General features: G+C 64.0%; 18 protein-coding genes. 12 read left to right on the forward strand and 6 right to left on the reverse strand.

Annotated elements, in window-relative coordinates:
• Positions 1-314: 314 nt before the first annotated feature.
• The 6 genes from hpnA to ACLP2E_RS03995 all read left to right on the forward strand — a co-directional run bounded on the left by hpnA (position 315) and on the right by ACLP2E_RS03995 (position 6,320).
• The gene (gene hpnA / locus ACLP2E_RS03970) at positions 315-1,316 is read left to right on the forward strand and encodes a hopanoid-associated sugar epimerase (protein WP_442465216.1); all 1,002 of its coding nucleotides are present in this window, start codon (positions 315-317) and stop codon (positions 1,314-1,316) included.
• On the forward strand, positions 1,313-2,473 hold the full coding sequence (locus ACLP2E_RS03975; RefSeq protein WP_442465217.1) for a glycosyltransferase: 1,161 nt from the start codon (positions 1,313-1,315) through the stop codon (positions 2,471-2,473). Before hpnA ends, ACLP2E_RS03975 begins: the two co-directional genes overlap by 4 nt.
• The gene (gene hpnC, locus ACLP2E_RS03980) at positions 2,470-3,360 is read left to right on the forward strand and encodes a squalene synthase HpnC (RefSeq protein ID WP_442462081.1); all 891 of its coding nucleotides are present in this window, start codon (positions 2,470-2,472) and stop codon (positions 3,358-3,360) included. The genes ACLP2E_RS03975 and hpnC overlap by 4 nt, the downstream gene beginning before the upstream one ends.
• The gene (gene hpnD, locus ACLP2E_RS03985; RefSeq protein WP_442462080.1) at positions 3,357-4,196 is read left to right on the forward strand and encodes a presqualene diphosphate synthase HpnD; all 840 of its coding nucleotides are present in this window, start codon (positions 3,357-3,359) and stop codon (positions 4,194-4,196) included. The genes hpnC and hpnD overlap by 4 nt, the downstream gene beginning before the upstream one ends.
• A complete protein-coding gene (gene hpnE / locus ACLP2E_RS03990; RefSeq protein WP_442462087.1) occupies positions 4,193-5,428 on the forward strand; it encodes a hydroxysqualene dehydroxylase HpnE in 1,236 nt (411 codons plus the stop codon). Before hpnD ends, hpnE begins: the two co-directional genes overlap by 4 nt.
• A 184-nt stretch (positions 5,429-5,612) precedes the next feature.
• Positions 5,613-6,320, forward strand: a complete 708-nt coding sequence (locus ACLP2E_RS03995; RefSeq protein ID WP_442462079.1) for a phosphorylase family protein — start codon at positions 5,613-5,615, stop codon at positions 6,318-6,320.
• Here ACLP2E_RS03995 and hpnH read toward each other — a convergent pair.
• Positions 6,264-7,412, reverse strand: coding sequence for an adenosyl-hopene transferase HpnH (gene hpnH / locus ACLP2E_RS04000; RefSeq protein ID WP_442462078.1), 1,149 nt, complete (start codon positions 7,410-7,412; stop codon positions 6,264-6,266). The two genes, ACLP2E_RS03995 and hpnH, sit on opposite strands and share 57 nt — an antisense overlap.
• Before the next feature lie 195 nt (positions 7,413-7,607).
• On the opposite strand from hpnH, the gene ACLP2E_RS04005 reads away from it, so the two are divergent.
• From ACLP2E_RS04005 to ACLP2E_RS04020, 4 genes are all read left to right on the forward strand, one after another.
• Positions 7,608-10,205 (forward strand): MMPL family transporter, encoded by a 2,598-nt coding sequence (locus tag ACLP2E_RS04005; protein WP_442465218.1) that lies wholly within the window; start codon positions 7,608-7,610, stop codon positions 10,203-10,205.
• A 16-nt stretch (positions 10,206-10,221) separates the two neighbouring features.
• Positions 10,222-10,761, forward strand: a complete 540-nt coding sequence (gene mog, locus ACLP2E_RS04010; RefSeq protein ID WP_442462076.1) for a molybdopterin adenylyltransferase — start codon at positions 10,222-10,224, stop codon at positions 10,759-10,761.
• A gap of 114 nt (positions 10,762-10,875) precedes the next feature.
• On the forward strand, positions 10,876-13,395 hold the full coding sequence (locus tag ACLP2E_RS04015) for a circularly permuted type 2 ATP-grasp protein (RefSeq protein ID WP_442465219.1): 2,520 nt from the start codon (positions 10,876-10,878) through the stop codon (positions 13,393-13,395).
• A complete protein-coding gene (locus tag ACLP2E_RS04020; protein ID WP_442462074.1) occupies positions 13,392-14,291 on the forward strand; it encodes a transglutaminase family protein in 900 nt (299 codons plus the stop codon). The genes ACLP2E_RS04015 and ACLP2E_RS04020 overlap by 4 nt, the downstream gene beginning before the upstream one ends.
• A gap of 28 nt (positions 14,292-14,319) precedes the next feature.
• On the opposite strand, the gene ACLP2E_RS04025 is transcribed toward ACLP2E_RS04020, so the two are convergent.
• The gene (locus ACLP2E_RS04025) at positions 14,320-14,550 is read right to left on the reverse strand and encodes a hypothetical protein (protein ID WP_442465220.1); all 231 of its coding nucleotides are present in this window, start codon (positions 14,548-14,550) and stop codon (positions 14,320-14,322) included.
• Positions 14,551-15,442: 892 nt separating this feature from the next.
• Here ACLP2E_RS04025 and ACLP2E_RS04030 point away from each other — a divergent pair.
• Together ACLP2E_RS04030 and ACLP2E_RS04035 are read left to right on the forward strand one after the other, a co-directional pair.
• Positions 15,443-18,751: a transglutaminase family protein gene (locus ACLP2E_RS04030; protein ID WP_442462073.1), complete on the forward strand. Its 3,309-nt coding sequence runs from the start codon at positions 15,443-15,445 to the stop codon at positions 18,749-18,751.
• Between the two features lie 182 nt (positions 18,752-18,933).
• Entirely contained in the window at positions 18,934-19,290 is a 357-nt protein-coding gene (locus ACLP2E_RS04035) for a hypothetical protein (RefSeq protein ID WP_442465221.1), read from the forward strand.
• 113 nt (positions 19,291-19,403) lie between these two features.
• Here ACLP2E_RS04035 and ACLP2E_RS04040 read toward each other — a convergent pair whose 3' ends face one another.
• The 4 genes from ACLP2E_RS04040 to ACLP2E_RS04055 form a co-directional block, all read right to left on the reverse strand.
• Positions 19,404-19,697, reverse strand: coding sequence for a hypothetical protein (locus ACLP2E_RS04040; protein ID WP_442462071.1), 294 nt, complete (start codon positions 19,695-19,697; stop codon positions 19,404-19,406).
• Between the two features lie 194 nt (positions 19,698-19,891).
• On the reverse strand, positions 19,892-20,362 hold the full coding sequence (locus ACLP2E_RS04045) for an Lrp/AsnC family transcriptional regulator (protein WP_442462070.1): 471 nt from the start codon (positions 20,360-20,362) through the stop codon (positions 19,892-19,894).
• 66 nt (positions 20,363-20,428) lie between these two features.
• Complete coding sequence (locus ACLP2E_RS04050; protein ID WP_442462069.1) at positions 20,429-21,262, reverse strand: transglutaminase family protein; 834 nt, start codon at positions 21,260-21,262, stop codon at positions 20,429-20,431.
• Positions 21,263-21,282: 20 nt separating this feature from the next.
• Entirely contained in the window at positions 21,283-22,242 is a 960-nt protein-coding gene (locus tag ACLP2E_RS04055; RefSeq protein WP_442462068.1) for an alpha-E domain-containing protein, read from the reverse strand.
• Positions 22,243-22,297 lie beyond the last annotated feature (55 nt).

Consider the following 22,297-nt stretch of genomic DNA (forward strand, 5'->3'; position numbering starts at 1 on the left):
TACGAAACTTTCTTGAAAGGGCCGCTCTCACATCGGCAGCCCGCCTGCCAGGCGCAAGCGCATTGCTTTGCCCAGCATGGAAAGGATAAGTCGGGGAGGCTCGCGTTGCAATGCCACAAAATAGAAAAATTATGCTTAGTTATGGCGATTTATAGGCGAAAAATGCTGTAGTTGACCGAAATGCTGGCCTAATAGGAGAAATTTATGCTCCATTCGGCCAAAATCAACGTGGAGCTGGCGCCGGCGCGCCATTCGCCATTCGGACCGGCCTTATGCTAGGACAACCCCAAGAATCGAGCGATTCAGGGACTTGCATGAACACCACCGGGAAAACCCTCGTCACCGGCGCGACCGGCTTCGTCGGCGCGGCCGTCGCCCGCGCCCTGATCGCGCGCGGCGAGCGCGTCGTGCTGCTGGCGCGAAAACAATCGCCGCGCGGAAACATCGAGGGGCTCGACGCGGAAGTGGCGATCGGCGACCTGCGCGACGCCGCTTCGCTGGAGCCGGCTTTTCGTGGTGTGGACAAGCTTTATCATGTCGCCGCCGACTATCGCTTCTGGGCGCCCGATCCGAACGAGATCATCGAGGCCAACCGCACCGGCGTCGGCAATATCATGAACGCCGCCCTTGCCGCCGGAGTGAGCCGTATCGTCTACACGTCCTCCGTCGCGACGCTGAAGCTCAACGTCGAAGGCATACCGGTGGATGAGACTTCGCCGGCCAGGCCGGAACAGGCGATCGGCGCCTACAAGAAAAGCAAGACCATCGCGGAAAGGCTGGTCGAGAAAATGATCGCCGAACGGGGCCTGCCGGCGGTGATCGTCAATCCTTCAACCCCGATAGGGCCGCGCGACATAAAGCCGACGCCGACCGGGCGCCTGATTGTCGAGGCCGCCAATGGACGAATGCCGGGCTATGTCGATACCGGCCTCAATCTGGTTCATGTGGAGGACGTCGCCGCGGGTCATCTCGCGGCCATGGACAAGGGACGAATCGGCGAGCGCTATATTCTCGGCGGCCAGGACGCGCCGCTCGGCGTCATTCTCAGCGATTTAGCCAAGCTTGTCGGGCGCAAGCCGCCGCGATTGAAAATTCCGCGCGGGCCGCTTTTCCCCTTCGCTTATGCAGCCGAGGCTTTGGCGCAGATCACCAAAAAAGAGCCTTTCGCCACGGTCGACGCTTTGCGCATGGCGAAATATCGCATGTATTTTTCTTCCCGGAAGGCGGAGCGCGAACTGGATTATTCCGCGCGTCCTTACCGCGAAGCTCTTGCCGATGCGGTTGAATGGTTCCGGGAGCAGGGCATGGTCGCTTGAACGCGCTGGGCTTTCTCGTTCTGGCGATCTGGTTGGCGCTGGTTTTCGCACGCGGCGGCTTCTGGCTGTGCCGCGACCGCGACGATGTCGCCATGCCGACCCCGCCGACGCCGAAAAGCTGGCCGCGCGTGGCCGCGGTGATTCCGGCGCGCGACGAGGCCGATGTGATCGCGACCAGTATCGGTTCGCTGCTGGCGCAGGATTACCCCGGCGATTTCCGCAACGAGCTGGTAGACGACCAGAGCAGCGACGGCACCGCGAAGGCGGCTCAAGCCTGCGCCGCAGCCTCGGCGTCGCCCGAGCGCCTGACCGTGCTCACAGGAGCGCCGTTGCCGTCGGGCTGGGCGGGAAAACTTTGGGCGGTGTCGCAGGGAATCAAGTTCGCGGAAATGAATTTCGCGCCGGACTATCTGCTGCTGACCGACGCCGACATCGCTCATGCGCCGGACAATCTTCGCGCCCTGGTTTCACGGGCGGAGCAGGGGGGATACGGCCTCGTCTCGCTGATGGCGCTTCTGCGTTGCGAAAGCCCTGCCGAGAAGCTGCTGGTTCCGGCCTTCGTCTATTTCTTCCAGATGCTCTATCCGTTTCGCTGGGTCTCCGACCCGCGCAAAAAACTCGCCGGGGCGGCGGGCGGCTGCATGCTGGTGAGAGCCGATCTGCTGGCGAGGGCCGGCGGCGTCCAAGCCATCGCCGGCGCCCTGATCGACGATTGCGCCTTGGGCGAGCGGATGAAAAAGGTCGGACCGATCTGGCTGGGACTGACCAAACGCGTCGTCAGCCTGCGGCCCTATCCGCATTTCCAGGATATCCGCAAGATGGTCGCCCGCTCGGCCTATGCGCAATTGCATTACTCGCCGCTGCTGCTGGTTGGGGCGCTGGCCGGCATGGTCCTGACCTATTTCGCGCCGCTGTGGCTGGCTCTATTCGGCGAAGGCGCCGCCCGGGCTTGCGGGCTGGCGGCTTTCGCCCTGATGAGCCTGACTTTCTGGCCGATCCAGCGCTTTTATGGCCTCTCGAGCGCCCGCGCCCTGACCTTGCCGCTTATCGCCGCGCTTTATATGGTCTATACGCTCGATTCAGCCGTGCAGTTTTTTCGCGGGCGCGGCGGCATGTGGAAAGGCCGCGCGCAGGCGCACAGGACGGAGGGGGCATGAGCGCCGCCATTTCCCAGAAATCTTCCGGGCCGGTCACGGCGGAGAGTCTGCGTTCGGGCAAGGGCGGCGGCGACGAGAATTTCCCCGTCGCCTCGCTGCTGATCGCCGCGCCCTTGCGGCCGGTCATTCTCGCTTTCTATGATTTCGTGCGCGCCGGCGATGACGTCGCCGACAATCCAACCCTGCCTCCGGAACAGAAACGCGCGCTGCTCGACCAGCTCGACCAAAGCCTGATCGGCGAAAGCGACGCTGAGCCGTTGGGGGTTAAATTGGCGGCGCAACTCGCCCAGCGCGGCCTCACCAACCGCCATGCCCGTGACCTGCTCGACGCCTTCCGCCAAGACGTGGACAAGAACCGCTACGCCAACTGGAACGAGTTGATCGCCTATTGCGCGCTTTCCGCCATGCCGGTCGGGCGTTTCCTGCTCGACGTCCATGGCGAGAGCCGCGACTTGTGGCCGGCCTCCGACGCCATTTGCGCCGCCTTGCAGATCAATAATCATCTTCAGGATTGCGGCAAGGATTTCATAGCCATGGACCGCGTCTATGTTCCGCTCGACGCGCTGGCGCTTGCGGGCGCCGAGGTTGAGGGCCTGGGCGCTGCCAAGGCGTCGCCGGCCTTGCGCGCCTGCCTGAAAATGCTGGCGCAGAAAAACCGCGACCTGCTCGAACAAGGCGCGGCTCTTCCCGGCGACATCAAGGACTTTCGGCTCGGCCTGGAAATCTCGGTCATCCTGCATCATGCGCGAAAAATCGCCGACCTTCTCGTCGCGCATGACCCGCTGAGCGAAAACGTCAGACTGAGCAAGACGCAGATGCTTTCGGGCGCCGTCACGGCGGCGGCGGGCGGCGCTTTTTCGCGGCTGTCGCGGCGGAGCCATTCATGACCCCGGCGCAAATCGAGACGGCGGAAGAAGCCCGGTTGCGGGCGCGGAAAAGCTCTTTCTATCGCGCCATGGCGATCCTGCCGCGTGAAAAACGCGACGCCATGTTCGAGATCTATTCCTTCTGCCGCGCGGTGGACGACATCGCCGACGAGGGCGGCGACCGGCCTACCAAGCTGGCCGGTCTCGATCAATGGCGCCGCGACATCGACGCGCTTTACGCGGGCGGACCGCCCGGTCTCGCCGCCGGGCTCGCCGCGCCCCTGCGCCGTTTCGGTTTCGCGCGAGAAGACTTTCTGGCCGTCATCGATGGCATGCAGATGGATGTCGACGCCGACATTGTCGCGCCCGATGCGCAGACGCTCGATCTCTATTGCGACCGCGTCGCCAGCGCCGTCGGACGCCTATCCGTGCGCGTGTTCGGCTTGCCGGAAGCGGAGGGCGTCGCGCTGGCGCATCATCTCGGCCGCGCTTTGCAACTGACCAATATCTTGCGCGACATCGACGAGGACGCCGGGATCGGCCGGCTGTATCTGCCGCGCGAAAATCTGGCTAACGCCGGAATCGCCGATTCTACCCCCGAAAAAGTGGTGGCGCTGCCCAATCTCGACGCGGTCTGCGCGCCTTTGATGGCGCAGGCGAAACAGCATTTCGAGCGGGCCGACGCCATCATGGCGGGCCAGAAGCGCGAAACCATCCGCGCGCCAAAAATCATGAGTCTCGCCTATGGCGCGATCTGGCGCCGCCTCGCGGCCCGGGGCTTCGCCAGGCCGCGCGCAAAAATCAAAACGCCGAAAATCGTTCTGCTCGGCGCCATTCTGTATTACGGAATCTTCTGATGGCCCGCGTGCATATCATCGGCGCCGGTCTGGCGGGATTATCGGCGGCCGTCGAACTGGCGGACAGCGCGGAACTCCTTCTCCACGAGGCGGCGCCGCAGGCGGGCGGGCGCTGCCGCTCCTATTTCGATTCCACCCTCAACATGACCATCGACAATGGCAATCACCTGCTGTTGTCGGGCAATGACAGCGCCCTGGCTTACGCCAGGAAAATCGGCGGCGCGGAAAAGCTCGCTGGCCCCGACGAGGCGGCCTTCGACTTCTGCGATCTGGAACAACGTCAGCGCTGGCGGTTGCGGCCCAATGCCGGGCAATTGCCGTGGTGGATTCTCGCGCCCGACCGGCGCGTGCCGCAGACCGCCGGTCTCGATTATGTCGCCCTGGCGCGATTGCTTTTCGCCGGGCCGAAGCAGACCCTGCGGCCTTTCCTCGGCTCTGGAGATTTGGCGCGCAAACTCTGGGACCCGATTTTCGTCTCGGCGCTGAACACCGATCCTTCCGAGGCCTCGGCCCGGCTTGCCGGCGCTATCGTCCGCGAAACCTTTGCCCGAGGAGGGGAAGCTTGCCGCCCGCTGGTGGCGGTCGAGGGTTTGAGCGCCGCCTTCGTCGATCCCGCCCTCGCATATATCCGCGCGAGGGGTGGGGAAATCCGGTTCGGCGCCAAATTGCGCGAGATCGCCTTCGCCGAAGGGCAAGCGGCGGCGTTGGATTTCGGCGAGGCGATGATTGAACTGGGCGCCGAAGACAAGGTGATTCTGGCCGTGCCGCCGCAGGTCGCCATTTCGCTCGCGCCCGGCCTCAAGGCGCCGCTGGAATCGCGGGCCATCGTCAACGCGCATTTTGCTTTTCCGGCGCCAAAGAACCTGCCGCTGCTGACCGGAGTGATCGGCGCCGCCTCCGAATGGCTGTTCGGTTTTTCCGACCGCCTCTCGGTGACGATAAGCGCGGCGGAACGCTTTCTGTCCACGCCGCGCGAAGATCTGGCGCGGAGCATCTGGGACGAGGTTCAGGCGGTCGCGGGAATCGAGGCGCCGTTGCCGGCCTGGCAGATCATCAAGGAAAAGCGCGCCACTTTCGCCGCCACGCCGGAACAGGACGCGCTTCGCCCCGGAACCGAGACCCAATGGCGAAATCTGTTTCTGGCCGGCGACTGGACCCAGACAGGCTTGCCAGCGACCATCGAAGGGGCTATTCGCTCCGGCGTTCGCGCGGCGAAGGCCTGCGCCAAATGACCATGCTGGCGCAATTCATGCTTGTCGCTTCGCGGAATCGGCGCGCTCGAACCATTGCTTTGGCTCAATGCGGCCAAGCTTGGCGCGTGCTAACCACGAATTTTGCGGGCGGGCTGATGTCGAAATTTCCCTGGTCCTCGATCCGAAAACTGTTTTCGCGCCGCTCCGGCTTCGGAGCGGCCGCATGATGCGTCGCCGCCACAATCCCCGCATCGCCATCGTCGTCGGCATGAAGGCGGAAGGGCGCATCGCCGACGCCGGCCACGACCTGACCATTGTTGGGGCCGGCTCGGCGGCGCAGGTCGAACAGGGCCTCGCGCAAGCGATGGATCGGGCGCATTCGCAAGGCCGTCCGCTGCAAGGGATTTTGAGTTTCGGCGTGGCGGGCGGCCTGTCCGCCGAATTGCGCCCCGGAGACATCGTGCTGCCACAGGCGATTCACGCGGGCGAGCACGCTTATGCCTGCCATGTCGGCTGGCAGGCCAGTCTGGCGCGGCTGCTGCCGGACGCCTTCGGCGGGGCCTTGGCCGGCGTCGATGCGCCGGTCGGCGCGCCGGAGGCCAAGCGGCGGATGCATCGTGACAGGGGCGCGGTGGCGGTCGATATGGAATCGCACGGCGCGGCGCGTTTCGCCATGAGCCGGGGCCTGCCCTTCGCCGCCTTGCGGGCTATCGCCGATCCGCAAAGCCGCGCCCTGCCGCCGGCCGCTCTGGTCGGCATGAAATCCGACGGTTCGGCCGACATTCTGGCGGTGCTCGCCGCCCTCGCCCGCCGCCCGGCGCAAATGCGCGGCCTGATTCAGACCGCTTTCGACGCCAAGGCGGGAATGGCCGCCTTACTCGGCAGCCGCCGCCTGCTTGGCGCTTCTTTCGGCTTCGACGATTTCGTTTAGCTTTTCCTCGACGTGGGCCGAATAGGCATATTCCGCCGGGCGCTGGCGATCGAGCGCAATGTCCGGGGCAAACGGCTTTTCCGTCTCGACGCCAAATAGGGCGACTTTCAGCGCCGCCAGCGGGTTTTTCACCGCATGGGCCACAGCGCTCGGCTCGAAGCCGCAATGGACCATGCAATCGGCGCATTTCTCGTAATTGCCGACGCCATAGGAATCCCAATCCGTGGTTTCCATCAGCTCCTTGAAGGTCGCGGCGTAACCCTCGTTCAACAGATAGCAAGGGCGCTGCCAGCCGAACACCGTGCGCAGGGGATTGCCCCAGGGCGTGCAGCGATAGGCCTGGTTGCCGGCGAGAAAGTCGAGGAACAGCGAGGACTGGAAAAAGTCCCACCTGCGGCCCTTGTCGCCGCGGCGAAAGATGGCGCGGAACAATTCCTTGGTCTTGGTGCGATTGAGGAAATGCGCCTGGTCGGGCGCGCGCTCGTAGGCGTAGCCAGGCGAGACCGTGGCGCTGTCGACGCCCATGCCCTTGAGCGTATCCAGAAAGTTCGCGACGCGTTCCGGGTCGGCGTCGTTGAACAAGGTGCAGTTGATGGTGACGCGAAAACCCTTGGCCCGGGCCGCCTGGATCGCCGCGACAGCGCGGTCGTAGACACCCTGCTGGCAGACCGACTTGTCGTGCATCTCGCGGTCGCCGTCGAGGTGGACCGAGAAGTTGAACGCCGAGGAAGGCTTGAACTCGCTCATTTTCTTTTCGAGCAGGAGCGCGTTGGTGCAAAGCGTGACGAATTTGCCGCGTTTCAGCGCCCCCTCGACGATCTTGCCGATCTCCTTGTGCAGCAGCGGTTCGCCGCCGGCGATGACCACCACGGGAGCGCCGCACTCGTCGATCGCCTCCATGCAGTCCTCATAGGGAAGGCGCTGGTTGAGGATCTTGTCGGGATAGTCGATCTTGCCGCAGCCGGCGCAGGCGAGATTGCAGCGAAACAACGGCTCCAGCATCAGCACCAGCGGGTAGCGTTTGCGGCCGAGCAAATGCTGCTTGACGATATAGGCGCCGATTTTTGCGCCTTCCATGACCGGAATTCCCATAGTCGCTCCTCGTCCGGCGGGCGCCGCGGCGCCGCTGTCACAAAAGAAATTTGCGTCGAGCTTTAGGCCGAACCCGTCGGCGTCCGCAAGCAAAAACCCGCGACGCGCGACGGAGGTTGCAGCGAAAAAGCCGCCGGGAGGTTTCCTTTCGGGCGAAAATGACGCATTTACCGCCAGCTATAGCGATCGGAAAACATGCTGAAACCCGTTCCTCCCTTTGTGCAACCCCGGATCGAGCAGATCGGCTTTGTCGCCGGTGTGGTGTCGTTTTGCGCGCGGCGCAAATGGGCGGTGCTGGCCGCGGCCCTGGCGGTCGTTGTGTTGGCTGGTTTTTATGCGGTCGATCATTTCGCCATTTCGACCGATCTCAACAAGCTGATCAGCGCCGATCTGCCCTGGCGCCAGCGCGAAATTGCGTTAGGGCAAGCCTTTCCGCAGCGCGACAACATGATCCTCGCGGTGCTCGACGCGCCTGATCCGGAACTGGCGAATAAAGCCGCGCTCGAGTTGCAGCAGGCGCTGGCCCCGCAGAAAAACTTCTTTGCCGACGCGCGCTGCCTTGAGGCCAGCGACTTTTTTCGCCGCGAAGGCCTGTTGTTCCTGCCGGCCAAGGATGTCGAAAGCCGCATGGACCAACTGATCGAGGCGCAGCCTTTCCTCGGCGCGCTGGCGCAGGACCCCAGCCTGCGCGGCCTGGCCGGGACGCTCGGCCTGATGGCGCGCGGCGGGGCCGAGGAAATGGCCGGTCCGCTCACGGCGTTGGCCGGCGCGATGGAGCGTGCGAGCGCCGATCAGCCAAGCGATTTTTCGTGGTCCGCCTTGTTTTCCGGCGCGCCTGCGGCCCTGCAGGAGAAGCGGCGCTTCTTGCAGGTCAAGCCGGTTCTCGACTTTTCGGCTCTGGAGCCCGGCGCCGACGCCTCCGAGGCGCTCCGCATCACCGCGCGGAAAATCGGACTGACCCCCGAGAACGGCTACAGCCTGCGGCTGACCGGCGACGTAGCCTTGCAGGATGAGGAGTTCTCCACCCTTTCCGAGGGCGCGGCGCTGCATAATTCTGTGATGGGTCTGGCGGTCTTGTTCATCCTGTGGCGCGCCTTGCGCTGGGGAAGGCTGATCCTCGCGGTGGCGGTCAACATGCTGACGGGCCTGGTCCTGACCGCCGCCGTCGGCCTGTTTCTGGTGCACGCGCTCAACCCGATTTCCATCGCCTTCGCCATTCTTTTCGTCGGCATCGGCGTCGATTTCGGCATCCAGTTCGCGGTGCGCTACCGCGAGGAGCGGTTTCACGACGACGATCTGGTCCGCGCGCTCGATGCGGCCGGGGAAAAAGCCAGCCTGCCGTTGGCTCTGGCGGCGGCGGCGACGGCGGCGGGTTTTTACGCCTTCATGCCGACCGATTATCGTGGCGTCTCGGAACTTGGCCTGATCGCTGGGACCGGCATGATCCTGGCCTTTTTCACCAGCATCACGTTGTTGCCGGCGCTGCTGGCCCTGTTCGGAGCGCCGGCCGAGACCGCGCCGGTCGGCTACGCGTTTCTTGCGCCGGTGGACCGGTTCCAGACCCGCCACCGCCGCGCCATCATCATCGCGGCCATCGGACTGGCCGTGGCGGGCGCGCCGCTGCTGGCAAAATTGCGCTTCGATTTCAATCCGATGAATCTGCGCAGCGCCAGGGTGGAATCGGTGGCGACGCTGCTCGATCTGATGCAGGATCCGCGCACTTCGCCCAACATCATCGAAATGCTGGAGCCCTCGCTGGCGGCGGCGGACTCCCTGGCTGCGCGGCTGAAAACGCTGCCGGAAGTCGAAAGCGTCACCAGCCTGTCCGATTTCGTCCCCGGGGACCAGGCGCCAAAACTTGCCGCGATCCACGAGGCGCGCTCCCTGCTGGCCCCGAGCCTCTCGCCTGCGAAATTGCCCAGGGAAACCACGGACGCCGAGGACGTGCAGTCTCTGGCCGCTACCGGAGCGAGCCTCACAGAGGCGGCGCGCGGAAAACCGGCGCTGGCGCGGATCGGCGCCGCCATGACCCTTCTGGCGCAGGCGCCGGAAGCTTCGCGCTCCCGCGCCCGGAAAGTGCTCATTGTTCCGATGCGGGCGCTGCTCGCCGATACTTTGCTGGCTTTGCAGGCCGAGCCGGTCGGTTTGGCCGATCTGCCGGTCGATCTCAGGAGCGACTGGCTGGCGGCGGACGGGCGGGCGCGGATCGAGGTCGCGCCGCGCGGCGACAAGAACGACAATGACAATTTGCGACGTTTTACCGACGCCGTGCGCAAAATCGCGCCAGAAGCCTCCGGCGCGCCGGTGTCGATCCTGGAATCCGGCGACACCGTCGTGCGCGCCTTCATCCAGGCCGGAATCATGGCGCTGGTGTCGATCTCGCTGCTGCTTTATCTGGCCCTGCGGCGCGTCGGCGACGTCGCCTTGACGCTCGCGCCCTTGCTGCTCGCCGGGGTCTATACGATGGAAATCTGCGTGCTGATCGACCTGCCGCTGAATTTCGCCAATATCATCGCTCTGCCGCTGCTGCTCGGGCTCGGCGTCGCCTTCAAGATCTATTATGTCATGGCTTGGCGGGCCGGATCGGCGGAATTGCTGCAAACCAGCCTGACCCGCGCGATCTTCTTCAGCGCCATGACCACGGCGACGGCCTTTGGCAGCCTGTGGAGCTCCAATCATCCCGGCACGTCGAGCATGGGCAAGTTGCTGGCCCTGTCGCTGGCGACCACGCTCTGCGCCGCCGTGTTCTTCCAGCCGGCGCTGATGGGGCCGCCAAGGAAGCCGGAAGCCTGAAAGGTCGAGGAAAACCATGTCCGCATTGCCCGCCAAAATCGGTGTACTCACCGTCTCCGACCGCGCCAGCGCCGGCGTTTACGAGGACATTTCCGGCCCGGCTATCGAGAAATGGCTGCTTAGCGCCCTCTCGGTACCCTTCACTTTGGAAAAACGCGTCATTCCCGACGGTTTCGAAAGCGTCCGCGACGCGTTGATCGACATGGCCGATCATGCCGGATGCTGCCTGATTCTGACCACCGGCGGCACCGGCCCCGCGCCGCGCGACCTGACGCCCGAGGCGACGCTCGCCGCCGCGCATCGCGAATTGCCTGGCTTCGGCGAATTGATGCGCGGAAAAAGCCTGGAGCAGACGCCGACCGCCATATTGTCGCGCCAGACCGCGGCGCATCGCGGCGCCTGCCTGATCGTCAATCTTCCCGGTAGCCCGCGTTCGATCGATCTCTGTTTGCGGGCGGTGTTTCCCGCCATTCCCTATTGCGTCGAATTGATCGGCGGCGCCTTTCTCGATACCGATCCGACTTTCGTCAAAACCGTGCGTCCGGCGAAAAAATAGCCGGCGCTCTCCCACTGCACGGAATTTTACCTTGGACGACTATATTATTGCGTTATAGCCGCTAATGTCACACGTCTAGTCGTGTAACACCGGGCGATACTTATGGGAGGGGCGATGCTGGGTTCGGCGCCGGAAAACGCCTCTAGCGCCAAGGCAAGGCGGCTGGTGGAAATGACGGCGGCCTATCGGCCGCTCGAAGGCGTTCCCGACGAGTTCATCGGCGCGGACGGGCGTCCGCGCGGCCATTGGCTGGAATTTTTCGATAAAATGGCTGGTCTGGGCGCCGACGACATCGGCCGCCGCTTCGAAGCCATCGAGCGCAATATTCGCGAACAGGGCGTCTCCTACCGCGCCTATGGCGAAACCGTCGATCGCATGTGGCCATTGAGCCATATGCCGCTGCTCATTTCCGAAAAGGACTGGGCGGTGATCGAAGCCGGCGTCACCCAGCGCGCGGAAGTGTTCGAGGGGCTGCTCAGCGATCTCTATGGCCGGGGCCAATTGGTCAGCGACGGTTTGATGCCGGCGGCGGCGGTGACCGGCAGCGCCGATTTCCTGCATCCGATGATCGGCGTCACGCCGCGGGGCGGCCGCTACCTCAATCTTTATGCCGCCGATCTCGGCCGCGGCCCCGATGGGCAATGGTGGGTGCTCAACGACCGCGCCCAGGCGCCTTCCGGCCTCGGCTACGCCCTGGAAAACCGCCTGAATCTGTCGCGCGCCTTCCAGAGCATCTATCGCGAGATGAACGTGCGCCGGCTGGCGCCGTTCTTCCAGCATTTCCGGGCCGGCCTCGCCGCCATCGCGTCGCGCTCCGATCCGCGCATCTGCCTGCACACGCCCGGCCCCTATAGCGAAACCTATTACGAACAGGCCTATCTCGCGCGGTATCTCGGCTTCGTTCTGGTCGAGGGCGCCGATCTCGTCGCGCGCGACGGACTGGCGCATGTGCGCACCATCGCCGGGCTGAAGCGCGCGGATGTGATCTGGCGGCGCATCGACGCCGATTTCGCCGATCCGCTGGAGCTGAAGGGCGGTTCGCGCCTCGGCGTCCCTGGCCTGGTCGAAGCCATCCGCCAGGGCAATGTCTCCGTCGCCAACGCGCTCGGCGCCGGCGTCGCCGAAACCCCGGCGCTGCTTGGCTTCATGCCGACCCTGTCGCGCCGCCTGCTCGGCGAAAAACTCATTCTTCCGACCATCGCCACCTGGTGGTGCGGCCAGGAGGCGGAGCGCGAATATGTGCTCGAAAGGCTGCAGGACATGGCGGTGGCGCCGGCCTTCGGCGCCTCGACGACCCGCACGTTCCTCGGCCGTTCCGTGGTCGCCGGCGAATTGTCGCAACAGCAGCGGGAAAAACTCGCCGCCTCGATCCGCGAGCGCGGCGCAGACTATATCGCCCAGGAAGTGGTGCGGCTGTCGACCACGCCGGTCTGGGTGGCCAATCGGCTGGAGCCGCGCCCCTTCGTGCTGCGCGTCTATGCGGCCTTGGGGCCGGACGGCAAATATCAGGTCATGCCGGGCGGCTTCTGCCGCATTTCCGACCGGCTGGATTCGCGCGCCGTCGCCATGGGGCAGGGGGTGCAGACCTCGGATGTGTGGATCGTCGCCAATCGTCCGGTCGAAATGACCACGCTGCTGCCGCAGAGCGACGCCGTCGCCATCCGCCGAATCATGGGCAACCTGCCGAGCCGCGCCGCCGACAACCTGTTCTGGCTCGGCCGTTATCTGGAGCGGGCGGAGGCGACCCTGCGCGTGATCCGCTGCCTGGCGCGGCGAACCATCGAAAACGAGGACATGTCGCCCGAAGGCGCCGCGACCACGCAACGCCTGCGCAAACTGCTGACCGACTGGGGCGCGGTCCCGGCCAAGCCGGTCGCGCCGCTGACGCCGGTGGGCTTTCTCAACGCCGCCCTGTTCAATGTCGACGAATTCGGCTCGGCCGTGTCGCTGGCGCGCGATTCGCAGCGCACCGCCTCGGTGATCCGCGAGCGCCTTTCCGGCGACACCTGGCGCATCATCGTCGAATTGTGCAAGCAACTGGAGGCTGGGCGCGGCCCTCTCGACGAGCCGGAAATCCTGGAGCGCGCCGACATTGCGCTGGAAGAGATCGCCAGCATCTCCGGCCTGGCGCAGGAAAACATGAATCGCGTCGCCGGCTGGCGTTTTCTGGAAATCGGACGGCGGCTGGAGCGCGCCGTCAATACCTGCCGCTTCATCCGCCAGTTTGGCATGGAACAGGCGCGCGCCACCGATTTCGACGTGCTGCTCGACCTCATCGATTCGCAGATTACCTATCGCTCGCGCTATCTCGTCGGCGTGGCGCCCTATCCGGTGCGGGACATGGCGCTGCTCGATCCCTATAATCCGCGCTCGGTAGCCTTCCAGACGGAACGGCTGACCGAACATATCGCCACCCTGCCGCTGTTGAGGCAGGACGGCATGCTGGAGCCGCCCAACCGCATCGCCATCGAGCTTAACGCCGATCTCGCGACCAAGGTCGCCTCCTGCATCACCGCCGAATTCGTGCTTTCCGTCGAACGCCGCCTGATGGGCCTCGCCGACGCCGTCGCCACGCGCTATTTCCTGCAAGGGGCCAATGCGGCGCAGGCGGAAAAACAGGTGGGGCTCGCGTGATCTACGATATTCGCCACGTCACCACCTATAGCTACGAGGCGCCGGTCGCCTATTCGCTCTGCGCCTTGAGGTTGCGGCCGACCAGCCGCGCCGGCCAGCGCGTCATCGACGTGCAGGTCGACATCGACCCGCCTGCCGCCCGGCGCATCAGGCGGACCTGTTTCTTTGGCAATAGTTTTGAGATCGTGAACATCGAGTCGGAGCACCGCGAACTGACGGTCACCGCCAAGGCGCGCATCGCCGTGGCCCGGCCGGCGACGCCGCTCGTCTCCCCGGACTGGGAGGATGTGCGCCAGCAGGCTTTTTCCGCCAATGATCTGGGCCCGCAATCGCCGGCCCATTTCATTTACGCCAGCCGCGTCGTCAGCCTCGACGAGGCGACCGTGGCCTATGCCCGGCGGAGTTTCCCGGCCGGGCGCCAAATTCTGGCCGGCGCCATCGAATTGATGGAGCGGATCTGGGATGATTTCGACTACGATCCCAAGGCGACTCTGGTTTCGACGCCGCTCGCCCAGGCTTTCGAGCAAAGGCGCGGCGTCTGCCAGGATTTCGCCCATATCATGATCGCCGGACTGCGCGGCGTCGGCCTCCCGGCGCGCTATGTCAGCGGCTATCTGCGCACGGTGCCGCCCGCTGGAAAAGAGCGGCTGGAAGGCGCCGACGCCACACACGCATGGGTGGCGGTGTGGTGCGGGCCGTTCGACGGCTGGGTCGGCCTCGACCCGACCAACAAGATGCTGGTCGGCGACGACCATATCATCCTCGCGGAGGGCCGCGATTACTCCGACATTTCGCCGATCGACGGCGTCATCATCGGTTCCGGCGACCAGGATGTCGATGTCGGCGTCGACGTCATCCCGATCAAGTCGGAAGAAGCGCCGCCGACTTTCGCGTGATCAAGGGCGCCTTCCCTTACCTGTTCTACTACTGGTAGTAGTAGTGGTGATGGACGTGGTAGTGGTAGTGGTGGTGGACGTGCATCGCGCCAGTGTCCGTGGCCGCCACGGGATCGTTCAGGAGTACATTGAAGGGGGGTGGCGAAGGTGGCGGGGCGGGATCAGGGGTCCCGTTCAGGAAAGTGAAGGGCAGTGCGTGGGCGGCGCCGGCGGCCAACAACGCGGCGGCCAGAACTCCTGTCTTCAAAATTGAGGACATCATGCTCGCTCCTTTTGGCGGTAACTGGCGCACCGGGAGTGTTCGCTTATCATCGGGGCCGACGGCGAGGGCGCGCGCACGACGTCATGGTCCCGATCGGGGCATCCGACAGTTTGCCTTTAGCGATTGAAACCGCATTTCCGGTCAGTCGGGGTGCGCAACTCCTCCGCCGCGAAAAGGTTCCGCCGGCGGGAAAAAAACTGGACGCCCCGCCCACCCACGTATTTGGGCGTGGTGTGACCGGGATGGCATTGCGTGCGGTCATTCGATCCGCTCGGAACAAGCGCCGCCGAATTCGGGGGACGCCTGCCGCGCTTACTGCTGCTCGCCAGGCTCGCTCATCCGGCCACTTGCCGAGTTTGGATCTCTGTGAATGGCGGGTCCGCTGGGACCGCCTCCGCGCTCCGGGGATTTTGCGGAGGGAGCGGAACCTTCGTATTGCCCATCCCCAGAGCCGGGCCCTGCGCCTCCGCCACCGTTCATGCCGGGGCCCCCCGCGCTCTGCGCGAGAGCCGCGCCAGACATGGCAATGGCCGCCGCCAGTTGCCTTTGCAGTTATCCCGCCCCTGGGCGCCAGGCGCGGCGGGCTTTTAGCGCTCGAAATCGCATTCGCGCCAAGAAGGCGGCGACTTCGGGTCGGTCGAGCATCCACAACGCCGGCGCCGCGAAACCGTTCCCGGCGTATTGCGTCGTGGCGCTGGGCGGTCGTCAAAGAAGTTGAGCTGTGGCGTTCGGTTCTTTTGGCGTGCGGACTGCCGCGACTTTAGGCAATTCGCTCGGCGGGGAGACGAATAGCCAACTTTTCGGACGTGACATGACGCCGTTTTCATCGGCATAAAGAGGCGCAGACTTCGATCCTGCCGAGAGCCGAAAAGAGAGGCGAAAGCCAACCATGGCCATTCTCACCAAATTGCATCATTCGACCCGCTATACCTACGATCGCCCGGTGGCGCTCGGGCCGCAGATCGTCCGGCTGCGTCCCGCGCCGCATTGCCGCACGCCCGTGACGGCCTATTCCTTGAAAATCGAGCCGGAAAACCATTTCATCAACTGGCAGCAGGACCCGCACGGCAATTGGCTGGCGCGTCTGGTGTTTCCGGAAAAGACCGAGGTATTTTCGGTCACCGTCGACCTGACCGCCGAACTGGCGGTCTATAATCCGTTCGATTTCTTCATCGAGGAATATGCCCAGAAGGCGCCGTTCAAATATGCGGAGTCGCTCGCCAAGGACATCGCCGCCTATATCGGCGCCGATCCCGCCGGGCCTTTGCTGCAGGAATATATGAAAACCCTGCCCACCGGGGAAACGGCCACGGTCGATTACCTCGTCGCCCTCAACGCCGGACTGCAGCAGAAAATCCGCTATGTCGTGCGCATGGAGCCGGGCGTTCAGGCGCCGGAGGAGACCTTGCGCCTGGGCTCGGGCTCGTGCCGCGACACCGGCTGGCTGCTGGTGCAGGTTCTGCGTCAGCTCGGCTTCGCCGCGCGTTTCGTCTCGGGCTACCTGATTCAGTTGAAGCCCGACGTTCCCGCGCTCGACGGTCCTTCCGGCGCCGACCATGATTTCACCGACCTGCACGCCTGGGCGGAAGTCTATATTCCCGGCGCCGGCTGGATCGGCCTCGATCCGACTTCTGGCCTGTTCGCGGGCGAGGGCCATCTGCCGCTCGCCGCGACGCCGCATTTCGCCTCCGCCGCGCCGATCGAAGGCATGGTCGAGCCGGCGCAATGCGAGTTCGGCTTCGACATGCATGTCGAACGGCTCGATGAAAAGCCGCGCGTCACCCTGCCTTTCTCCGATGAATCCTGGCTGGCGCTCGACGCGCTGGGCAAAAAGGTCGACGCCGATCTGGCCAGCCAGGACGTGCGCCTGACCATGGGCGGCGAGCCGACTTTCGTCTCCATCGACGATTACCAATCCGAGGAATGGAACACCGAGGCGGTCGGCCCGACCAAGCGGGGCATAGCCGACGACCTGATCCGCCGCCTGCGCGACGCCTTCGCCCCAAACGGCTTCCTGCATTATGGCCAGGGCAAATGGTATCCTGGAGAGAGCTTGCCGCGTTGGACCTTCTCGCTCTATTGGCGCAAGGACGGCGAGCCGATATGGCGCGACGCCGAACTGATCGCGCGCGAAAAGCCCTCGGTTCCGGCGACCGCCGCCGACGCCAAAAAAATGATCGAAACCATCGCGCAAAAACTGGAGATTGCGCCGGATTATGTCATTCCAGCCTATGAGGATCCTGGCGAGTGGCTGCTCAAGGAAGCCGACCTGCCGATCAATGTGACGCCCGGCGATTCCCGGCTGGCCGATCCCGAGGAGCGCTCCCGCTTCGTCCGTGTGTTCGAGCGCGGGCTGGACAAGCCCGCCGGCTTCGTGTTGCCGGTGCAGCGCTGGAACGCCGAGCCCCCCAAACGCAGCTGGATCAGCCAGAAATGGCCGTTGCGGCGCGGCGCGTTGTTTCTCAAGCCGGGCGACTCGCCAGTCGGCTTCCGCCTGCCGCTGGCCTCGCTGCCCTATGTCGCCCCGGCCTCCTATCCCTATATCGTCGAATCCGATCCGACCGAACCGCGCGGGCCGTTGCCGAAAGCCGACGAGATCGCGCAGAAATTCACCCGGGGCGCCAACGCCGAAGGAGAAAAGCAGCAGCAGAACGAGCAGGTGCTCGATGATTCCGCCGACGTGCGCACCGCTTTGGCGATCGAGCCGCGAGACGGGCGTCTGCACGTGTTCATGCCTCCGACGGTTCGGATCGAGGATTATCTCGAACTTCTCGCCGCCGTCGAGGCCAGCGCCGCCGAACTCCATCTGCCCTTGCATATCGAGGGCTATCCGCCACCGCTCGATACGCGGCTCCAGGTCATCCGGGTGGCGCCCGATCCCGGCGTGATCGAGGTCAATGTCCATCCCGCCGCCGATTGGGACGAACTCGCGTCGATCTATCGCCAGACCTACGATCTGGCGCGGCAATCGCGGCTGGGCACGGAAAAATTCATGATCGATGGGCGCCATGTCGGCACCGGTGGCGGCAATCACGTGGTGATCGGCGGGGCGACGCCAGCCGATTCACCCTTCCTGCGCCGTCCCGACCTGCTGAAAAGCCTGATCGTCTATTGGCAGCGCCATCCTTCCCTGTCCTATCTGTTCTCGGGCCTGTTTGTCGGCCCGACCTCGCAGGCGCCGCGTGTCGACGAAGCGCGCCACGACGCGCTTTACGAGCTGGAGATCGCCCTGGCGATGACGCCGCGTCCGGGCGACGGGCCGACGCCGCCGCCCTGGCTGGTGGACCGGCTCTATCGCAACCTGCTCACCGACGTCACCGGCAACACCCATCGTTCGGAAATCTGCATCGACAAGCTCTATTCGCCTTCCGGCCCGACCGGCCGGCTTGGCCTCGTCGAATTCCGATCGTTCGAAATGCCGCCGGACGCCCGCATGTCGCTGGCGCAGCAACTCCTGCTGCGGGCGCTGGTCGCATGGTTCTGGCGCGAGCCGCAGGAAGGCGAACTGGTCCGCTGGGGCTCGAGCCTGCACGACCGTTTCATGCTGCCGCATTATGTATGGCAGGATTTTTCCGACATTCTCGACGACCTGCGCCGCGCCGGCTACGCTTTCGACGCCGACTGGTTCAAGGCGCAATATGAATTCCGCTTCCCCTATTACGGCGCCGTCGAACATTCGGGGGTCAAGCTGGAAATCCGCCAGGCGCTGGAGCCCTGGCATGTAATGGGCGAGGAAGGCGCGGTCGGCGGCACCGTGCGTTTCGTCGATTCCTCGGTCGAGCGGTTGCAAGTGCGCGTCGAGGGCTTCAACGAGTCCCGCCATATCGTGACCTGCAACGGCCGGCGCCTGCCGCTGGGAACCACCGGAACGCGCGGCGAGGCGGTGGCGGGCGTGCGCTTCAAGGCCTGGCAGCCCTATTCCGGACTGCATCCGACGATCCGGCCACAGACCCCGCTGACCTTCGACATCATCGACAAATGGAGCAAAAGGTCGCTCGGCGGCTGCGTCTATCACTCGGCCCATCCGGGCGGGCGCAATTACGAGACTTTTCCGGTCAATTCCTACGAAGCCGAGGCGCGCCGCCTTGCCCGTTTCCAGGATCACGGCCATACGCCGGGCGCCATTCGGCTGCCCTCGAACGAGGCGACTGGCGAGTTCCCGACGACGCTGGATCTGCGGCGCCCTTTGGGGGTTTAACCTTCCGGCGCCCCGCTTCCGAGGCCAGTTCTTTATCTTTTTCCCCCAGCCCGTCGAAAGATGGGCTGTGTCGGTATTCATAACTCCCGTTACGTAATAACGTATTCAGAAGACGTTGGCAGCCTGTTCACGCTGGAACAATTGCCTTTTCTCGTGCGAAAGCCGTCCAGCAGGAGTGCAGCATGAAGCTCTTGGTTTTCACTTCGCCAGACGCAGGCGCGATCACCAAAGAGCGCGACGGGTCGATTTTTGAATCTTCCTTCCGCGATTGCCGGGTCTTGTCGAGGCATCAGCCGGCCGCCGTCGCCGCCCGGCTTCAGCGCCTCGTCACAGACGCCGAAAAAGCCATCGAAGGCGGCGCGCCGGACCGTTTCGCACGGGCGCGCCGGTTGGAGGAAGCGGTTATCTATATCGCCTCGCTGCGCCCCGCCCACTCGCAATCGCAGGAATTGAAGCGGTGCGTCACCCGGCTGTTGCGCCGATCCTTCGATTCGCTGGATTGGCGCAGGCCTTTCGTGCCCGGACTTGATCGTAATTAAAAAGGTTTGGTGGAGGTTTGATCTGGGGTAGCAAAATCCCCGCCCGATCTCATCGGCGCGGGGATGTAATGTTACGCATTTCTGTTGGCGAATACGCTATAAGTGGCGCTTTCTCAGCTCCGCGACATCATGAACAAGAGCTGGGTGTCGAAGGCCGGAACCTTTTCGGCACCCAAAGCGCGCAGGGCCGAAGGCGCCTCTACATCGACGACCGTATATCCTTCAGCGGCGCTTTTTTCCATCAGTTCCGCGGTTTCGAGCGCAAAAGCCTTGGCAGCGTCGAGCCTTGCGGGCAATTCCTGCGGCGCCCATTTGGCGGCCCAGCCCCAAAGCGTATCGTGGCCGGCCGGAATATCACGCGAAATGAAGTCTTGGGGAATAGCTTCCCCCATGCGAACGAGCGTCATGTTTTCCCTCCCGCGGAGCCTGCCGAAAAGTTCGGCCTCTCACACGATTTGCGTTCCACCCACGGCGCTTTTCTCTTCAGGAGGAAGGAAAGCGCTCTCTATTGCTGCTATCCGCAGCTTATGCTTTAGTCGTAGCACATTCCGATAATCTGTGTAACAGACAAAATACGACCGCGATTTGATTCAGCGCAAATTCACCGGCCTGTGTCAAGGCCGGGGATGCGGTAGGCCGAGGTCGATTTGACCCGCTCCATGGCGAAGCGCGAGGTGACTTTCTTCAGCGGCACCGCGGCGATCAGGCGCTGGTAGAAGGCGTCATAGGCGCCCGTATCGGCGACGACGACTCTCAAGAGATAGTCAACGTCGCCGGCCATGCGGTAGATATCCATCACTTCGGGCATGGCGGCGACGGCGGCGGCGAAACGCGCCAGCCAGGGCTGCGAATGGTCCTCGGTTTCGATCGACACGAAGACCGTCAGTCCAAGACCGATCTTTTGCGGATCGACCAGAGCGACGCGGCCGAGGATGACCCCGGAGCTCTCCAGCTTCTGCACTCTCTTCCAGCAGGGCGTCGGCGAGAGGCCGACCGCCTTGGCCAGGTCGGCGATGGCGATGCTGGCGTTTTCCTGCAGGATGTTCAGGATTTTGCGGTCGATCGCGTCCATTCAGTCTCCCCTGCGCCGGAATCTGTCGACCTTTGCAAGGAAAGGCAAGCTTTTGCTGGACTTTTTCTATTGCTGGACCTGCCAGCTGGCCTGGCGCACGTAATCGACGTTCACGCGGGCGGCAGCCTGTTCCTTGGCGAAGCCGAAGGCCGCGCCGCGCCGGGGAGCCGCGCCGTAATAATCGAGGCCCTGGGCTATCCGCAAATGCTCGTCGCGCGGACAGATCCCCAAAGCGCAATCGAAGCCGATCCAGCCGATCGGCTCGACAAAAGCTTCGGCCCAGCCATGATGCGCGCCGGCCTCGCCGACGCCTTCCGCGCCGAGGAAAAAGCCGGAAATGAAGCGCGCCGGGACATTTAGCAAGCGGGCGCACGCGATGAAGACTTGCGCCAACTCGCGGGCCGAGCCCTTGCCGGCTTTGAACACCTCGGCCGCCGGACGTGGCGCCGGCGTCTCGCCGGGCTCGAAAACACAAAGCTTGGCCAGTGCGTCCATCAACAGATGCATGCGGGCGAGCGGATCGGCCTCGGCGCCAAGACTGTCATGGACGAATTCGTGCAATTTGGCGTCGGCGCGCGTCCCTTCGAGGTCGCGGAGAAAGACGTCGAGCGGGAATGTTTCGTTCTGGCCGCGCACGACGCCCGCCGCGTCGCGGGTCTCGATTTCGCCGCCGGCGAAAAAGGTCAGACGCTCCAGAGGCCCGTCGTGCGAGCACCTGTGGGCGATATTGCCGAAAGTGTCCTTGCTGCAGCGCATTCTGGCGTCGGGATCGACGCCGATGGACCAGTCCTGCGCATGCTGGCTGTCGAAATCGCGCGGCGTCAGCCGGAGCACATGCGTCAACGCCCGCACCGGCTCGGAAAAATCGATCTGCAGGTGGTATTGAATAAAGGCGCGCATGGCGGCAATCCTCCGTGCCCTCAGCCTATCAGATATTGTTCGGCGATTTCCGATCCCAGCTTATTATTGTCGGTGACGAAAGCATCGACAAATTCGTGCAGCCCGTTCTGGAAAACTTCCTTGATCGAGGCGTTTTCCAACCGCCGCTTGAGGTTTCGCGCGTGGCGCTGAGCCGGGCCCTGGAGTCCGTATTCATTGCCGATGGCGTCGAGGAAACGCACGATGTTTTCATAGCAGGAGATCAGCGAACGCGGCATTTGCGGGCGCAGGATCAGGAGGTCGGCGACGTTCCAAGGCTTGATGCTCTCGCGGAATACCCAATGATAGGCGGTCAGCGCCGAAACCGAACGCAGGATGGCCGTCCACTGGAAATAATCGACCGAGCCGCCGACAGCTTCCTGTTCCGGCAGCAGCACATGATATTTCACGTCGAGCACCCGCGCGGTATTGTCGGCTCGCTCGATGTAGACGCCGAGCCGCGAGAAATAATAGGCGTCGTTGCGCAACATGGTGCGATAAGCGTAGCCGTCGTAAAGGCTTGACGTGGTTTTGACGAAGTCCAGGAACTTGATCAGTTCCTCGCGGTCGATGCGGCCGAGCGCCTTGTAGGTCGCGTCGAATTTCCTCAGCTCCAGCCAGGCGCTGTTGATGCTTTCCCACATTTCGGTGGTGAGCGCGGTGCGCACGGCGCGGGCGTTGGTGCGGGCGAATTCGATGCAGTTGCGAATGCTCGAAGCGTTGCGCTCGTCGAAGGCGAGATAGGCGAGGACATTGTTCTCGTCCGCCGTTTCCAGGTGGTCGTAGAAAGTCTCGTCGGCGCCGGAGGCGATCAGCACGCTCTCCCATTCGTCCTGCGCGGCGGCGTAGGCCTTGGGCAAAGCCGAGATGCGGCTGGAGGCCTCGATCAGACGGGCGAGGAAATCGGCGCGTTCGAGATAACGCGAGACCCAGTAGAGATTGTCTGCGGTGCGGGAAAGCATGAGTTTTCGCAATCCTTATGTTTTTTCTCGTCAACAGCGACTTGTAGCGGTCGAT

The organism is Rhodoblastus sp. (assembly GCF_052145335.1).
Classification (GTDB): Bacteria; Pseudomonadota; Alphaproteobacteria; order Rhizobiales; family Beijerinckiaceae; genus Rhodoblastus.

What these genes read in the sequence shown, in the direction of transcription:
- hpnA (WP_442465216.1), top strand. Translation starts at nt 315, where the DNA reads ATGAACACCACCGGGAAAACCCTCGTCACCGGCGCGACCGGCTTCGTC.
- hpnC (WP_442462081.1), top strand. Translation starts at nt 2,470, where the DNA reads ATGAGCGCCGCCATTTCCCAGAAATCTTCCGGGCCGGTCACGGCGGAG.
- hpnD (WP_442462080.1), top strand. Translation starts at nt 3,357, where the DNA reads ATGACCCCGGCGCAAATCGAGACGGCGGAAGAAGCCCGGTTGCGGGCG.
- ACLP2E_RS03995 (WP_442462079.1), top strand. Translation starts at nt 5,613, where the DNA reads ATGATGCGTCGCCGCCACAATCCCCGCATCGCCATCGTCGTCGGCATG.
- hpnH (WP_442462078.1), bottom strand. Translation starts at nt 7,412, where the DNA reads ATGGGAATTCCGGTCATGGAAGGCGCAAAAATCGGCGCCTATATCGTC.
- ACLP2E_RS04005 (WP_442465218.1), top strand. Translation starts at nt 7,608, where the DNA reads ATGCTGAAACCCGTTCCTCCCTTTGTGCAACCCCGGATCGAGCAGATC.
- mog (WP_442462076.1), top strand. Translation starts at nt 10,222, where the DNA reads ATGTCCGCATTGCCCGCCAAAATCGGTGTACTCACCGTCTCCGACCGC.
- ACLP2E_RS04015 (WP_442465219.1), top strand. Translation starts at nt 10,876, where the DNA reads ATGCTGGGTTCGGCGCCGGAAAACGCCTCTAGCGCCAAGGCAAGGCGG.
- ACLP2E_RS04025 (WP_442465220.1), bottom strand. Translation starts at nt 14,550, where the DNA reads ATGTCCTCAATTTTGAAGACAGGAGTTCTGGCCGCCGCGTTGTTGGCC.
- ACLP2E_RS04030 (WP_442462073.1), top strand. Translation starts at nt 15,443, where the DNA reads ATGGCCATTCTCACCAAATTGCATCATTCGACCCGCTATACCTACGAT.
- ACLP2E_RS04035 (WP_442465221.1), top strand. Translation starts at nt 18,934, where the DNA reads ATGAAGCTCTTGGTTTTCACTTCGCCAGACGCAGGCGCGATCACCAAA.
- ACLP2E_RS04040 (WP_442462071.1), bottom strand. Translation starts at nt 19,697, where the DNA reads ATGACGCTCGTTCGCATGGGGGAAGCTATTCCCCAAGACTTCATTTCG.
- ACLP2E_RS04045 (WP_442462070.1), bottom strand. Translation starts at nt 20,362, where the DNA reads ATGGACGCGATCGACCGCAAAATCCTGAACATCCTGCAGGAAAACGCC.
- ACLP2E_RS04050 (WP_442462069.1), bottom strand. Translation starts at nt 21,262, where the DNA reads ATGCGCGCCTTTATTCAATACCACCTGCAGATCGATTTTTCCGAGCCG.
- ACLP2E_RS04055 (WP_442462068.1), bottom strand. Translation starts at nt 22,242, where the DNA reads ATGCTTTCCCGCACCGCAGACAATCTCTACTGGGTCTCGCGTTATCTC.